This is a genomic window from Rhodosalinus halophilus (assembly GCF_003298775.1).
Lineage (GTDB): Bacteria > Pseudomonadota > Alphaproteobacteria > Rhodobacterales > Rhodobacteraceae > Rhodosalinus > Rhodosalinus halophilus.
This window is the reverse complement of record NZ_QNTQ01000013.1, coordinates 42,222-55,765: the sequence shown is the minus strand read 5'-3', so window position 1 is coordinate 55,765 and position 13,544 is coordinate 42,222. Positions and strand designations below refer to the sequence as shown.

At 69.5% G+C, this 13,544-nt stretch carries 15 protein-coding genes; 4 read left to right on the top strand and 11 right to left on the bottom strand.

The genetic code is table 11. The annotated features are described in order from the left end of the window. Window positions 1–98 precede the first annotated feature (98 nt). Window positions 99–1,508, top strand: a complete 1,410-nt coding sequence (locus DRV85_RS13610) for an NfeD family protein (protein WP_147238853.1) — start codon at window positions 99–101, stop codon at window positions 1,506–1,508. Then, window positions 1,505–2,257, top strand: coding sequence for a slipin family protein (locus DRV85_RS13605; RefSeq protein WP_113290024.1), 753 nt, complete (start codon window positions 1,505–1,507; stop codon window positions 2,255–2,257). The genes DRV85_RS13610 and DRV85_RS13605 overlap by 4 nt, the downstream gene beginning before the upstream one ends. Window positions 2,258–2,278: 21 nt before the next feature. On the opposite strand, the gene DRV85_RS13600 is transcribed toward DRV85_RS13605, so the two are convergent. The 6 genes from DRV85_RS13600 to DRV85_RS13575 form a co-directional block, all read right to left on the bottom strand. Continuing rightward, a complete protein-coding gene (locus tag DRV85_RS13600) occupies window positions 2,279–4,084 on the bottom strand; it encodes an AMP-dependent synthetase/ligase (RefSeq protein WP_113290023.1) in 1,806 nt (601 codons plus the stop codon). A 10-nt stretch (window positions 4,085–4,094) separates the two neighbouring features. Next, complete coding sequence (locus DRV85_RS13595; protein WP_113290022.1) at window positions 4,095–4,889, bottom strand: ABC transporter ATP-binding protein; 795 nt, start codon at window positions 4,887–4,889, stop codon at window positions 4,095–4,097. An 80-nt stretch (window positions 4,890–4,969) separates the two neighbouring features. Next, window positions 4,970–6,175 carry an ABC transporter substrate-binding protein gene (locus tag DRV85_RS13590; RefSeq protein ID WP_233495516.1) on the bottom strand — a complete coding sequence of 402 codons (1,206 nt, stop codon included), beginning with the start codon at window positions 6,173–6,175 and terminating at the stop codon, window positions 4,970–4,972. Between the two features lie 50 nt (window positions 6,176–6,225). Continuing rightward, window positions 6,226–7,293 (bottom strand): branched-chain amino acid ABC transporter permease, encoded by a 1,068-nt coding sequence (locus tag DRV85_RS13585; protein ID WP_113290021.1) that lies wholly within the window; start codon window positions 7,291–7,293, stop codon window positions 6,226–6,228. Further along, entirely contained in the window at window positions 7,290–8,294 is a 1,005-nt protein-coding gene (locus DRV85_RS13580) for a branched-chain amino acid ABC transporter permease (protein WP_113290020.1), read from the bottom strand. Before DRV85_RS13580 ends, DRV85_RS13585 begins: the two co-directional genes overlap by 4 nt. A gap of 10 nt (window positions 8,295–8,304) precedes the next feature. Further along, a complete protein-coding gene (locus tag DRV85_RS13575; RefSeq protein WP_113290019.1) occupies window positions 8,305–9,066 on the bottom strand; it encodes an ABC transporter ATP-binding protein in 762 nt (253 codons plus the stop codon). A gap of 237 nt (window positions 9,067–9,303) precedes the next feature. Here DRV85_RS13575 and DRV85_RS13570 point away from each other — a divergent pair, with 237 nt between their 5' ends. After that, the gene (locus tag DRV85_RS13570; RefSeq protein ID WP_113290018.1) at window positions 9,304–9,738 is read left to right on the top strand and encodes a thioredoxin domain-containing protein; all 435 of its coding nucleotides are present in this window, start codon (window positions 9,304–9,306) and stop codon (window positions 9,736–9,738) included. Window positions 9,739–9,743: 5 nt separating this feature from the next. Here the strand turns inward: DRV85_RS13570 and DRV85_RS13565 are convergent, their stop codons facing one another. The 5 genes from DRV85_RS13565 to DRV85_RS13545 all read right to left on the bottom strand — a co-directional run bounded on the left by DRV85_RS13565 (window position 9,744) and on the right by DRV85_RS13545 (window position 12,735). Then, on the bottom strand, window positions 9,744–10,919 hold the full coding sequence (locus DRV85_RS13565) for a geranylgeranyl reductase family protein (RefSeq protein WP_113290017.1): 1,176 nt from the start codon (window positions 10,917–10,919) through the stop codon (window positions 9,744–9,746). 90 nt (window positions 10,920–11,009) lie between these two features. After that, a complete protein-coding gene (locus DRV85_RS13560) occupies window positions 11,010–11,225 on the bottom strand; it encodes a hypothetical protein (RefSeq protein WP_113290016.1) in 216 nt (71 codons plus the stop codon). Between the two features lie 122 nt (window positions 11,226–11,347). After that, window positions 11,348–11,908, bottom strand: a complete 561-nt coding sequence (locus DRV85_RS13555) for a L,D-transpeptidase (RefSeq protein ID WP_113290015.1) — start codon at window positions 11,906–11,908, stop codon at window positions 11,348–11,350. Window positions 11,909–12,062: 154 nt separating this feature from the next. Continuing rightward, window positions 12,063–12,377, bottom strand: coding sequence for a divalent-cation tolerance protein CutA (gene cutA / locus DRV85_RS13550; RefSeq protein ID WP_199525943.1), 315 nt, complete (start codon window positions 12,375–12,377; stop codon window positions 12,063–12,065). A gap of 151 nt (window positions 12,378–12,528) precedes the next feature. After that, complete coding sequence (locus DRV85_RS13545) at window positions 12,529–12,735, bottom strand: cold-shock protein (protein WP_113290094.1); 207 nt, start codon at window positions 12,733–12,735, stop codon at window positions 12,529–12,531. Between the two features lie 231 nt (window positions 12,736–12,966). Here DRV85_RS13545 and DRV85_RS13540 point away from each other — a divergent pair, with 231 nt between their 5' ends. Next, window positions 12,967–13,446 (top strand): REP-associated tyrosine transposase, encoded by a 480-nt coding sequence (locus DRV85_RS13540; RefSeq protein WP_113290014.1) that lies wholly within the window; start codon window positions 12,967–12,969, stop codon window positions 13,444–13,446. Window positions 13,447–13,544 lie beyond the last annotated feature (98 nt).

Sequence of the window (13,544 nt, the reverse complement as noted above, 5' to 3'; positions counted from 1 at the left end):
TTCTTCCTTGAACGCGACGGAGCGAGCAAGGTGCTGACGGTGCAGGAGGGACGACAGGCCCGCTGGCGCGGGGCGATCGGCGTCGCCGGAGCCCTCCGGTGACGCGGGCGGCAGGCCGGATGATCCGCGCGGGCCTCGCCCTGCTCGCGCTCGTCTTCTCCGTTGCCGGGCTGTGGGCCCAGGGAGAGCAGGCGGACCCGCAGGCGCCGATCATCCTCGTCACGCCCGTCGAGGGCGCGATCGGGCCGCCCGCGACCCGGCACATCGCCTCCGTCATCGAGCGCGCCGAGACCCGCGGCGCGGCGCTCGTGGTGCTGCGCATGGACACCCCGGGCGGGCTTGCCACCAGCACCCGCGACATCAACCGCGCGATCCTGTCCGCGCGGGTGCCCGTCGCCGTCCATGTCGCCCCCGCCGGCACACGGGCGGCCAGCGCGGGCACCTACATCCTCTATGCCGCGCATGTCGCCGCGATGGCGGAGGGCACCAATCTTGGCGCCGCGACGCCCGTGGCCATGGGCGGCGGCGCGCCGCTGCCCCAGGGCGGCGAGGCGCCACGGGACGAGGGCAGCGGCGAGGAGGGCGAGGCGCCCCCGTCCCCCGAAGACGCCGGCGCGCAGAAACGCATCGAGGATGCCGTCGCCTCGATCCGCGCGCTGGCCGAGCTGCGCGGGCGCAACGCCGACTGGGCCGAGAAGGCGGTGCGCGAGGCGGCGAGCCTGACCGCCCGGGAAGCGCTGGAGCGCGGCGTGATCGAGCATCTGGCCGCCGACACCGCCGCGCTCGCCGCGGCGGCCGACGGGCGCACCGTCAGCGTAAACGGCACGGAGCGCAGGCTCGCGCTCGGCGATCCGCGGATCGAGACGGTCGCGCCGAGCCTCGTCACCCGGATCCTCTCGGTGCTCGCGAACCCAAACGTCGCGCTGCTGATGATGACGCTGGGCTTCTACGGGCTGCTCTACGAGCTGGCGAGCCCCGGCCTCGGCCCCGGCGTGGCCGGCGCGATCCTGATGCTGCTCGGGCTCTATTCGCTCAACACCCTGCCGGTGAACTACGCCGGAATGGGGCTCATTCTGCTGGGGCTGCTGCTCTTGGGGCTCGAGGCGCTCTCGCCCAGCTTCGGCGTCGCCGGCATCGGCGGGATCGTGGCCTTCGGGATCGGCGCGGCGATCCTGATCGACACCGACGTGGCGGCCTTCCAGGTCTCGCCGGGGGTGATCGTGACGCTCGGCGCGCTCAGCGGCGCGGTCGTGCTGCTGCTGGTCGGCGCCGTGGTCGGCACCCGACGACAGCGGCCGCGCGAGAGCGCCGGAGAGATGGCGGGCGCCATGGCCGAGGTGCTCTCGTGGGAGGACGGAAAGGGCCGTGTCCGCGCGCATGGCGAACTCTGGCGCGCGACCGGCCCGGCCGGGCTGTCGCCCGGCGACACGGCCCGCGTCGACTCCGTCGAGGGCCTGACGCTCCACCTGCGCCGCGCCGACGGCGCCGACCGAAAGGACCAGTCATGATCGACACCAACCTGCTCATCTACATCCTGATCGCCATCCTGGTGGTCGCCTTCCTCGCGGCGGCCATTCGCATCCTGCGCGAATACGAACGCGGCGTGGTCTTCACCCTCGGCCGCTTCACCAAGGTCACCGGCCCCGGCCTCGTGATCATCATTCCCTTCATCCAGCAGATGGAGCGCGTCGATCTGCGCGTCTTCGTCGAGGACGTGCCGAGCCAGGACATCATCTCGAAGGACAACGTCTCGGCCAAGGTCAACGCGGTGCTCTATTTCCGCGTCGTCGATCCCGAGCGTTCGGTGATCTCGGTCGCCAACTTCCGCGCCGCCACCAGCCAGCTCGCGCAGACCACGCTGCGCTCGACGCTGGGCAAGCACGAGCTCGACACGATGCTCTCCGAGCGCGAGCGGCTCAACGCCGACATCCAGGAGATTCTCGACACCCAGACCGATCCATGGGGGATCAAGGTCACCAACGTCGAGATCAAGCATGTCGACATCGACGACTCCATGGTGCGCGCCATCGCCCGGCAGGCGGAGGCCGAGCGTGACCGTCGCGCCCGGGTGATCTCGGCCGAGGGCGAGGCGCAGGCGGCGCAGAAGCTGGTGGAGGCCAGCCAGACCATCGGCGACAATGCCTACGCGATGCAGCTGCGCTACCTGAACTCGCTGCAGGACGCCGCCGCGAGCCCCGCCTCGACGATCGTGCTGCCGCTGCCGCTGGAGGTGCTGGAAAGGCTCCGGCCCGCGTGACCCCCCGGGGCGGCGGCGCGATCAGGCGTAGAGCGCCTCGATCTGGTCGCCGTAGGACTGGTAGATCTTGGCGCGGCGCACCTTCATCGTCGCCGTCACCTCGCCGTCGTCGTGGTCGAGCTCCTTGGGCAGCAGCCAGACCTTCTTGACCTGCTCGACGCGCGCGAGCTGGCGGTTCAGCCGCTCCACCTCGCCCTCGATCAGTTCCTGCACGCGCGGGTTCTCGGCCAGCGAGCGGAAGGTGGTGTAGGCGAGCTTCTGGTTCTCGGCCCAGATGCGCACCGTGTCCATGTCGATCTGAACCAGCGCGGTCACATACTGCCGCCGGTCCGCGATGACGATGCATTCCTTGATGTAGGGGCTCGACTTCATCACGTTCTCGATCAGCGAGGGCGAGAGGTTCTTGCCGGCGGCGTTGATCATGATGTCCTTCTTCCGGTCGACCAGCGTGATCGAGCCGTCGGGCGCGTGCTCGGCCACGTCGCCGGTGTGCAGCCAGCCGTCCTCGGTGATCGTCTCGGCGGTGGCGTCCTCGTTCCTGTAGTAGCCCTTGAAGACGATGGGCCCCCGCACCAGCAGCTCGCCGTCCTCCGCGATCCGGTGCTCCATCCCCTCAATGAAGAAGCCCACGCGCCCGTCGGAGCAGCCCCAGTCGGGCTGGATCGTCGCCGCGCCGGTCGTCTCGGACATCCCCCAGGCCTCGCGCGCGTTGATGCCGATGCCGCGAACGAAGGCCAGCAGATCCTCCGAGATCGGCGCCGCCGCCGTGATCGCGAAGCGGCAGCGCGAGAGCCCGAGGTAGCTGCGGATGTGGCGGTAGATCAGCAGATCCCAGAACCGCCAGCGCAGCCGGTCCGCGGCGCTCCAGCGGTCGCGCCGCTTCGCGCCCAGCTCCCTGGCCACCTTCAGCGCCTTGAGGATCACCGGCCGCCTGAGCCGCCCCGCGGTCGCCGCCTGCACGCTGATCTCGGCCTGCGTCTTCTCCCAGATCCGCGGCACGCCGAAGAAGATCTCGGGCGCCACGTCGCGCAGGTCGAGGCGGATGGTGCGCAAGGATTCGCCGAAGTTCATCACCATCTGCCCGGCGAGCGCATTGGTCACCGTCACGTTCTGCTCGGCGATGTGGCAGAGCGGGAGATAGCTCAGCACGTTGGTGCCCGGCGGGAAATCGGCGAAGATTTCGCGCGAATACTCCGCCGCGGCCGAGAGGTTCGCGTGGCTGATCATCGCGGCCTTGGGCAGCCCCGTCGAGCCCGAGGTGAAGACCATCATCGCGGTGTCGTCGCCCCTCACCAGCGCCTGGCGGCGCGTGATCTCGGTGCGCCGGCGCTCGAGCGCCGCGCGCCCGCGGTCCATCAGCGCCTCGAAGCTCACGAGATTGAGCTCCCGGCTCTGGCCGGTGCCCCGGGGGTCGAAGACGATGAGCTGGCGCAGCTTCGGCAGCCGCCCCCGGAGCTCCACGATCTTGTCGAGCTGTTCCTGGTCCTCGATGAACAGGATCTCGGTGTCCGACGCGTTGACCAGATGCTCGATCTCCGCCGCCGGACTCGTGGGATACATGCCCACCACGACGCCCCCCGCCGCCGCGATGCCGAACTGCGCCAGCACCCATTCCTGCCGGTTCTCGCTGAGAATCCCGCAATGGGCGCCGTGATCCATGCCCAGCTCGATCAGCCCGGCCGCCAGCGCGCGGGAGATTTCGTCCAGCCCGGCCCAGGTCAGTTCCTGCCAGATGCCGAACTCCTTCTGGCGCATCGCCACGCGGTCGGGGGCGGCCTTGGCGTGGCCCGCGATCATCTCCACCTGCGTGCGGACGGTCCGTGCCATGGCCCTCTCCTCAGCTCAGCCAGCGCTTGCGGCGCTTGTAGTGTTTCACGTCGCGGAAGCTCTGCCGCGCCTCGCCCTCCTCGGCCACGCCGAGGTAGAAGCTGCGGATGTCCTGGTCGTCGCGCAGCTTCTCGACCGGCCCCTCCATGACGATCTGCCCGTGCTCCATGATGTAGCCGTAATCCGCCACGGAGAAGGCGACGCCGGCGTTCTGCTCCACCACCAGCAGCGTCACGCCGTCCTCGGCGTTGAGCCGCCGGATCGTCGCGAAGATCTCCTCGACCACCTTCGGCGCCAGCCCGAGCGAGGGCTCGTCCATCAGGATGAGCTGCGGCCGTGCGATCATCGCCCGCCCGAAGGCCAGCATCTGCTGTTCTCCGCCCGAGAGATAGCCCGCGATCTGGCGCCGGCGCTCCTTCAGCACCGGGAAGAAGTCCCAGACCTTGTCGTAGTCGGCCCTGGCGTTGCGGCGGTCGAGCGCATAGCTCGCCGCCACGAGATTGTCCTCGACGGTCATCTCCGCGAAGATCCGCCGCCCCTCGCGCACGTGAAATAGCCCCTGCTGCACGAGCCGGTCGGGCGCGATCCCGCGGATGTCCTGGCCCTTGAACAGGATCCGCCCCTCGCCGACCTCGCCGTTTTCCAGCTTCAGCAGGTTCGAGGCCGCCTTGAGCGTCGTCGTCTTGCCCGCGCCGTTGGTGCCCAGCAGCGTGACGATCTTGCCGTCCGGCACCTCGAGCGACAGGCCCCGCAGCGCCTGCACCACGTGGTGATAGGTCACCTCGATGTTCTCGATGGTCAGCACGGGCGGCCAGTCCTTTCAATGGTCCTCAAATACCCCCGCCGGAGGCAGTCCCGGGCCGGGACGGCCCGGGACTTTCCGGCTCAGACGGTGAACCAGTCCGAGGCGGGCGTGAAGAGATTGGTCTCGGCCGAGTACTGGTAGACACGGCCGGTCCCGATCTTGTTGCCCTGCATGCTGACCGGCACGCCGAAGAAGCCGCCCGACTCCCAGTTCTGGATCGAGGCCAGCGCCTCGGCCGCGTTGTCGGCGGTCAGCTCCTTGCCCTCCTCGTGGACCTGCCGCAGCGCCATCAGCCCCAGCTCCATCGCGCAGAGCGACTGCAGGCCCCAGGTGGGCATGTAGTTCTCCAGCGGCGTGCCGGCGAAGTTCTTCTTCTGGTATTCGGCGTAGCGCGCATAGCGCGGCGCGTTGTCGTTGTCGTAGGAGTAGCGGTAGGGCATGACGCCGAGGTAGCCGTCGAGGAAGGGGCCGGCCTCGGCCGTGACCCGGTCGGCGATCAGCTTCTCCATGCCCCAGAAGGTGCCCATGAACTTCGTGGGCAGGCCGAACTGCCGCGCGCCGCCGATGAGCTGCGGCCAGACGCCGGTGACGTAGCCCTGCAGGATGCAGTATTCCGCGTTCGACTGGGCGAGCTTGGTGACATGGGTGGGGATGTCCGCGCCCTGCGCCTTGGTGCTCTCCTCCAGCACCACCTCGATGCCCAGCTCCTCGGCCTTGGCGCGGCCCGATTCCAGCGGGTCGCGGCCGAACTCGGTGTTGGAATAGATGAAGGCCACGGTCGAGCCGCCCTGGTTGGCGATGCTCTCGAGCAGGATGTCGAACTGGTCCTCGTAGGAGGGGCCGGCGAGATACTGATAGGGGTTCTCCTCGGGCTTCGCGAGCTCGGAGGCGAAGGAGGTGGAGCCCATCAGCCGCGCGTTCTCGCCCCGGAGCTCGGGCGCGACGAGCTTCATGAAGCCGGTGGAGTCGCCATAGTAGTAGACGAGGTTGGGCTCGGTCGCGAGTGCGCGCTGGTAGTTGGCGAGCGCGTTCTGCGGGATGTAGCCCGAGTCCTCGGCCGTGGTGCGGATCGGCACGCCGCCGATGCCGCCGTCCTCGTTCGCCAGATCCTCGAACATCTTGAGGGCGGGCGCGACGAGCTGGCCCGCGGTGGCGAAGGGGCCGGTCATCGGCAGCGACGAGCCGAAGACGTATTCGCTGGGCTGCGCGCGCAGGATCATCGGCGTGCCGATCGCGGCCGAGGCCGCGGCGCCTGTGGCGAGGAAACTGCGTCTCGTCAGTGTCATCTGGATCTTCCTCCCTGGGTTTGGGTCTCGCGTGTTCTTGGTCTTGGGCCTCATCGGGCGAAGGGCCAGCGGTTCATGGCCCTGAGCGCCCGGTCCGCCATGTGGTTGAGGCCGAGGGGCTCGAAGAGCAGGAATAGCACGATCAGAAGGCCGAAGGCGATGTCCTGCAAGGGCGCGAGGAGCTGCGCCATGCTGGCCTCGCCGCCCGTGGCCACGCCGAAGAGCGACTTGATGACCTCGGGCACCATGACGATCACGATCACGCCGAACACGGGCCCCATCGTGCGCCCCATGCCGCCCACGATCATCGCCGCGACGAGCTCCAGCGACAGCGCGAGCTCGAATTGCTCGGGCAGGATGCGGGCGTAGAAATAGGCGAAGAGCGCCCCCGACAGTCCGCAGAGCGCCGCCGAGATCGCGAAGCTGGTGAGCTTGTAGCGCAGCAGCGAGATGCCCATGATCTCGGCCGAATAGTCGCGGTCGCGGATCGCGATGAAGGCCCGGCCCACCCGCGTGCGAAAGAGGTTCTGCACCGCAAGCAGGGTGAGCACCCCCAGCGCCGCGATCAGCACGAACATCTCGCGCTTGGTGTCGAGTTCCCAGCCGAAGAAGTCGGGCGCCGGCGTGTTGATGCCCACCATGCCGCCCGTCCAGTGGGCGAAGGCCTCCTGCTCGATCAGGAAGATCACGATGAAATTGGCGCTGAGAGTCGCCACGGCGAGGTAGAGCCCCTTCACCCGCAGCGAGGGCAGGCCGACGATGATGCCGACGAGCGCACTCACCGCCACCGCCACTGGAATGGCGATCAGCGCCATGAGCCCGTCGGGGATCACCCCCGCGAAGCCCGCGTGGAAGATCGCCACCGTGTAGGCGCCCACTGCGACGAAGGCCGCGTGGCCCAGCGATATCAGGCCCGTGTATCCCGTCACCACGTTCACGCCGACCACGGCGATCAGCAGGATCCCCATCTGGCAGGCCACGAGGATCACGTAGTCGTTGGCGAAACCGGCCATGCCGGCGAGCACCGCAAGCGAGGCCGCGAAGAAGGCCCACTTGTTGCGGTTGTCGAAGACCCGCTCGTCGGCGGCGTAGGAGGCCTTGAGGTTGCCGGTGATCATATCCGCTCGACCTCCTTCTGCCCGAAGAGCCCGTGCGGCCGGATCAGGATGACGACCAGAACGGCGACGTAAGGCACGATCTCGGCCCAGTCGCCGCCGAGCTGCCACTGCGTCATGGCCTCGAGCACGCCCACCGCGAGCGCCGCGATGAAGACGCCCACGTAGCTGTCGAGCCCGCCCATCAGCACGATCGCCAGCACCGAGAAGCCGAAGAGCCCGAGCGAGGGCGAGATGCCGTTACGGGTGGCCAGGATCGCCCCCGCGATGGCGCCGGTGGCGGCGGCCAGCATCCAGGCGCGGCTGAAGACTTTGGGCACCGAGATGCCCATGGAATAGGCGGTGGACTGATCCTCGGCGGTGGCGCGGATCGCGACGCCGGACTTGGTGAAGCGCACCATCGCGACGATCGCCCCGAAGATCAGGAGCGCCACGATCATGTTCACGATGTCCGCGCCGAAGAGGAAGATGGTCGTTCCGAACATCTCGAAGCGCACCGGCGCGTTGGGCGCGATGTGGGGGACGAAATCGGCGTCCGCCGTCCAGACGAGCTGCGCCGCGCCCGCGAGGATCGAGATCAGGCCCACGGTTATCATGATCATCGCGAAGACCGACTGCCCCATCAGCGGGCGCATCAACGTCCGCTCGATGAGAAGCCCCAGCGCGGCGTTGGCCAGCACCGCGCCCGCGAGACCGAAGAGGATGCGCGGCAGGTTCTGCACCCAGTCGAGCACCGCGCCCATGGGCGAGAACATCGGCAGCCCCTCGCGCATCTCCATCAGCCAGCCGGGCTGCCACGAGGCGAGCCAGGCGGGCGCCCACTCGGCGCCGGGGATCAGCACCGCGAAGGTGTAGTAGAAATAGGCGCCCACCATGATGACGTAGCCGTGGGCGAAGTTCACGACCTTCGTCGCCTTGAAGACCGAGACGATGCCCACCGCGATCAGCGCGTAGATCGCGCCCGACATCAGCCCGTTGATCGCGAACTGCAGGAACTGTCCCATCTCTCCCCCTTCAGGCCGCCGCGCCCAGATAGGCCTCGATCACCTCGTCGTCGCGGCTGACCTCGGCCGGCGTGCCTTCCGCGATCTGCTGGCCGAAATTGAGCACGACGATGTGGGAGCAGATGTCCATCACCAGCGCCATGTCGTGTTCCACCAGCAAGATGGTGGTGCCGAACTCTTCCTGCACGTCGAGGATGAAGCGCGCCATGTCGGCGGTCTCTTCCCGGTTCATGCCGGCCACCGGCTCGTCCAGCATCAGCACCTTGGGCCGCATGGCCAGCGCGCGGCCGAGCTCCACGCGCTTCTGCAGGCCGTAGGGCAGGGCGGTGATCGGCGCCTTGCGGATGTGGTCGATCTCGAGGAAATCGATCACCCGCTCCTCGATCTCGGCGCGGAAGGCGAGCTCCTCGCGCCGCGCCGGACCGAAATAGGCGAGCGCCTGCCAGACGTTGGTCTTCAGCCGCGTGTGCCCGCCGAGCTTGATGTTGTCGAGCACGGTCATGCCGCGGAAGAGCGCGATGTTCTGAAAGGTGCGCGCGATGCCCAGCTCCGCGCGCTTGTCCGGCGTGAGCCCCGTGATGTCGCGGCCCGCGAAGGCGACGCGCCCGCGATCGGGGGTGTAGAACCCCGATATCGCGTTGAAGAGGCTCGTCTTTCCCGCCCCGTTCGGGCCGATGACGCCGGTGATCTCGCCCGGCTTCGCCTCGAAGGTGATGCCCTGCAGCGCCTTGATGCCGCCGAAGGACAGGTGAAGGTCGCTGACGCTCAGCATCCCTGTCGGTCGCTCCCTGCCCGGTCAGGGGCTCGCGCCCCGCGCCGGTCCTCCCTGTGGTGCCGCTGCGCCTCTTCCCGGGGCGCGTGGCGGTTCCCGTGAAGACTAGTCAACATGTCCCGCCGCGCAACTTTTTTGCGAAGCGCGCCGGGGCGGACGCTGCGTCAACCGGGACTTGCGCGCCGGCGCGGCGAATATATATGGTGAAATCGGAATGTGTATCACTGGAGGCGGACGATGAGTGCGGCGAAGAAAGTGACCTGTCTCGACTGCGGACAGGTGAACCGGGTGCCGGCGGAGCGGCTGACCGCGGGGCCGAAATGCGGCACCTGCGGCGCGCCGCTCATCCCGTCGAAGGCCGTCGAGGTGGATCCGAAGATCCTCGACAAGGCGGCGCGCACCGACGATCTGCCGCTCGTCGCGGATTTCTGGGCGCCCTGGTGCGGCCCGTGCCGGATGATGGCGCCGGAGTATTCCCGCGCCGCAGGCGCGCTGCGGGGCCGCGCCCGGCTGGTGAAGCTCAACACGCAGGATTTCCCGGAGGCGGGCGCCCGGCACGGCATTCGCGGCATCCCCACGGTGGTCGGCTGGTCTGGCGGGCGCGAGCGCGCGCGCCAGAGCGGGGCGATGCGCGCGGGCGATATCGAGGCCTGGGTGGCGCGGCTGGGCTGAGGCCCTCAGCCGCGGGCGGGGGAGAGCCGCGCGACAGCCGACCGACCGGCGAGCGCGGGCAGGCGGCGCAGGGTGCGCCGGGCGATGTCGCCATACTCCAGCTCGCCGCCCAGCATCCGCATGTAGTCGTAGCGTAGCCGCCCTGACCGTCGGAAGGCGGAGAGAAACCCGTCGCGCAGCGCCGTGCCGTGGATCACGTGGCCCATGAGCGCCGCGTGCCGCAGCGCGCGATGGATGGGGCGCAGCGCCCGGGCGTAGTCGCGCAGCGCCGCCTCCGGCCGTCCGCGGGCGAGCGCGCGGGCGGCGGCCTCGCCCGCCATGCGGCCGCTCGCCAGCGCGTAGGCGATGCCCTCGCCGGTGAGCGGATCGACGAGCCCCGCGGCATCCCCCGCGAGCATCACGCGCTTCTGGCCCGGCACCCTGCGGAAGTCGCCGAAGGGCAGGAAGGCCCCTTGCACCTTCACCCGCTCCGGGTCCACGCCCAGCATCGCCATGTAGGCGCGCATCGCCGTCTTCATCGAGGGGTTGCGCGCATGCACGCCGCCGACCCCGACGGTGGTGCTGCCCGATTTCGGGAAGCTCCAGCCATAGCCCCAGTCGGCGGCGCCGAAATCGATCCGCACCGGCGCCGCCGCTGCCGCCTCGGGCGGCGGCGCCTCGACCTCGAGCGCGAAGCCGATGCGCGCCGGATCGAAGGGGCGGCCGAAGAGCGCGCGGGCGACGATACTGGTGGCGCCGTCCGCGCCGACGATCAGCGGGGCGGTCAGACGCTCGCCGTCTCGGAAGGTGACCGCACGCGCCTGCGGATCGACCTCGGCGACGGGACGCCCGGTGTGATCCTCGGCCCCGGCCGCGAGCGCCGCCTCGACGAGATGCGCGTCGAAGCCCACGCGCGTCGTCATCCAGACCGGGGGCACCCCCTCGATCTCGCCCAGCGGCGCGCCGGCGGCGTGAAAGGCGAAACGGCCGCGCGGCTCGAGAAGCGGCTCGGGAAGGGGACGCCCCAGAAGCGACATGGCCTCTGCCCGCGCGCGCCCGGTGACGCCGCCGCCGCAGAGCTTGTTGCGGGGGAAGGCATGCCTGTCGATCAGCGCGACACGCAACCCCCTCGCGGCGGAGGCATGCGCCGCGGCGGCCCCCGCGGGGCCGGCGCCGATCACGAGAAGATCGAAGCTGCGCATCACCGCCCCCCGGGCTTGTCGCTCCGCGGTGTCGTTAGCACAGCCTGACGGCGCACGCCATGCGGACAGGGGCGGATCCGCCGAGCCGGATCAGGGATTGACGCGCTGCCCCTCGCGCGCGCCCGGATGGTCGGCGGCCGGGCGCTCCTGTCGCAGGGCCGCCACCGCGATCAGTATCAGTGCCAGCGCAGCGCCGCCGAAGACGTAGAGCGCGAGCGCCTGTAGCCAGCCCGCGCCCATCGCCAGGGCGACGAGGGCCGCGGCCATCCCGCCGAAAGCGCCCAGAAGAATACCTGCCAGTGCCATGTGCCCTCCGCACCTTTGGTCACCGCTCATGGTGCGGCTGACAGGTTAAGAAAGGAAAAACGGCGAAAATTGGGCAGATCGACCGGGTTCGATCGGGTTGGTCGCGCCTCGTCTCCAGTTCGTCACATCATGACCGTGACGCGCGTGCCGATCGGGACGCGCTCGTAGAGGTCGATGACATGGTCGTTGAGCATGCGGATGCAGCCGTTCGAGACCGATTGCCCGATCGTCGAGGGCGCGTTCGTGCCGTGGATCCGGTAAAAGGTGTCGCGACCGTTCTGGAACAGGTAGAGCGCCCGCGCGCCCAGCGGGTTGCCGGGCCCGCCCGGCTGGACGTAGTCGTTGTCCTTGAAACGGGCGTATTCCTGCGGGTCGCGCTCGATCATCTCCTCGGTCGGCCGCCAGGTGGGCCATTCCTTCTTTACCTCGATCACGGCGGTGCCCGTGAACTCCAGCCCCGCGCGGCCCACGCCGACGCCATAGCGCAGCGCGCGCCCGGGCTCGTCCACGAAATAGAGGAAGTGGCTGCGCGGCAGGATGACGATATGCGGCGCCGCGATGCCCGTGCGCATGTTCACGCGCTGCGGCTGCAGCTTGCGCGGCAGCTGGAACTGCGCGGCGGCGGCGCCGGGCAGGGCGGCGGCGGCCGCGGTCGCGGCGAGAAGGGTCCGGCGGTCGATCATGGTCTTGTTCTCTCGTCTTGGGCCAGTGCAGCGGTATCTTGCCACCGCTTTCTGGCGATTCAACGGCGCGCGTGCCGATTCGGGTCCGCCACCCGCGCGGCCGCGGGCGGACGCCGCGCAGGTGTTGCCCCGGGGCTTCGGCCCGGCCGTCGCCCTAGCCTGCGGTCTCCGCCGCGATCCAGGCGAGATAGTCGGCATGGGCCTCCATCGGGATGCGCAGGATGGGCGGGCAGTCGTAGGGATGCAGCCGCCGGATCTCGGCCTCGGCGCGCTCGGCGAGATCGGCCCGCGTCTTGAGCAGCAGCGGCACCTCGGTCTCGCGCGCGACGCCGCCCTGCCAGTGAAAGACGGAGCGGATCGGCGCGTAGCGGTTGGCGCAGGCGGCCAGCCGGGCAAGCACGAGTCCCTCGGCGATGGCGTCGGCACTGGCCTCGTCGGGGCAGTTGGTCAGGATCGCGATCATCGACATGGGGCCCAGTCTTCCGCGGAGCCGGCGGGCGCGCAACCCGTAGGGTGCGTGATATCACGCACCCTACGTCGCCGGCGTCGGGCCCAGCGCAAAGCGAAAGGGCGCGGCGGATCGCTCCGCCGCGCCCGTCATGTCGTCCGGTCGGGCCGGATCAGGCGAGGGCGAGGTTCGACGCCGACTGGCGGCCGTCGCGGCCGGTCTCGACGTCGTAGGTCACCTTCTGGTCATCGGCGAGGCCGGTGAGGCCTGCGCGCTCGACGGCCGAGATGTGGACGAAAACGTCCTTGCCGCCCGTCTCGGGCGCGATGAAGCCGAAGCCTTTGGTGGCGTTGAACCATTTCACGGTGCCATTGGCCATGTCCGTGGTCTCCATAGTTGTGCGCTGCCCGCGACATGCGGCAGCCTGGCGTCAGTCGTCCGTGTCGATGAACTGAACGCCGGTAAGGGAGACAGCTGGTCGAGAGGAGTAACGTTAGCCCGCCCCCTGTGACAGGTCCGGGGCGGCGTGGCAAGGGAAATCGGTGTAGGGTGCGTGATTGCACGCACCCCTGTTCACCCTGGGTTAACCGTGCTCGCGCATGCAGGGCGCATGCCTGACTACATCCGCCCGCGCATCCCCGGCGCCACCATCTTCTTCACCGTCGCCCTGCGCGAGCGCGGCAGCGAAATGCTCGTCCATGAGATCGCCCGGCTGCGCGATGCGGTGCGCCGTACGCGGAGCGAGCGGCCGTTCCGCATCGACGCCTGGGTGGTACTGCCCGATCACCTCCACGCCGTCTGGACGCTGCCTGAGGGTGATGCCGATTTCGCCACGCGCTGGCGCCTGATCAAGGCGCGGTTTTCCCGGGGGCTGCCGGCCGGCCCCCGCCGCCCGAGCGACGTGGCGCGCGGCGAGCGCGCGATCTGGCAGCGCCGGTTCTGGGAGCATCACGTGCGCGGCGAGGCCGAGTACCGGGCGTTCGTACGTTACTGCCACCTGAACCCCGTCCGGCACGGTCTGGCAGAGACACCCGAGGCGTGGCCGTTTTCCACCGTGCACCGCGAGATCCGCGCTGGCCGATGGCCGTAGGGTGCGTGCTGGCACGCACCTGTGGCGGCCCGGCGTAGGGTGGTGCGCGATGTCACGCACCTGATCCGGCAGCGTGGTGCGTGCGAGCACGCACCCTA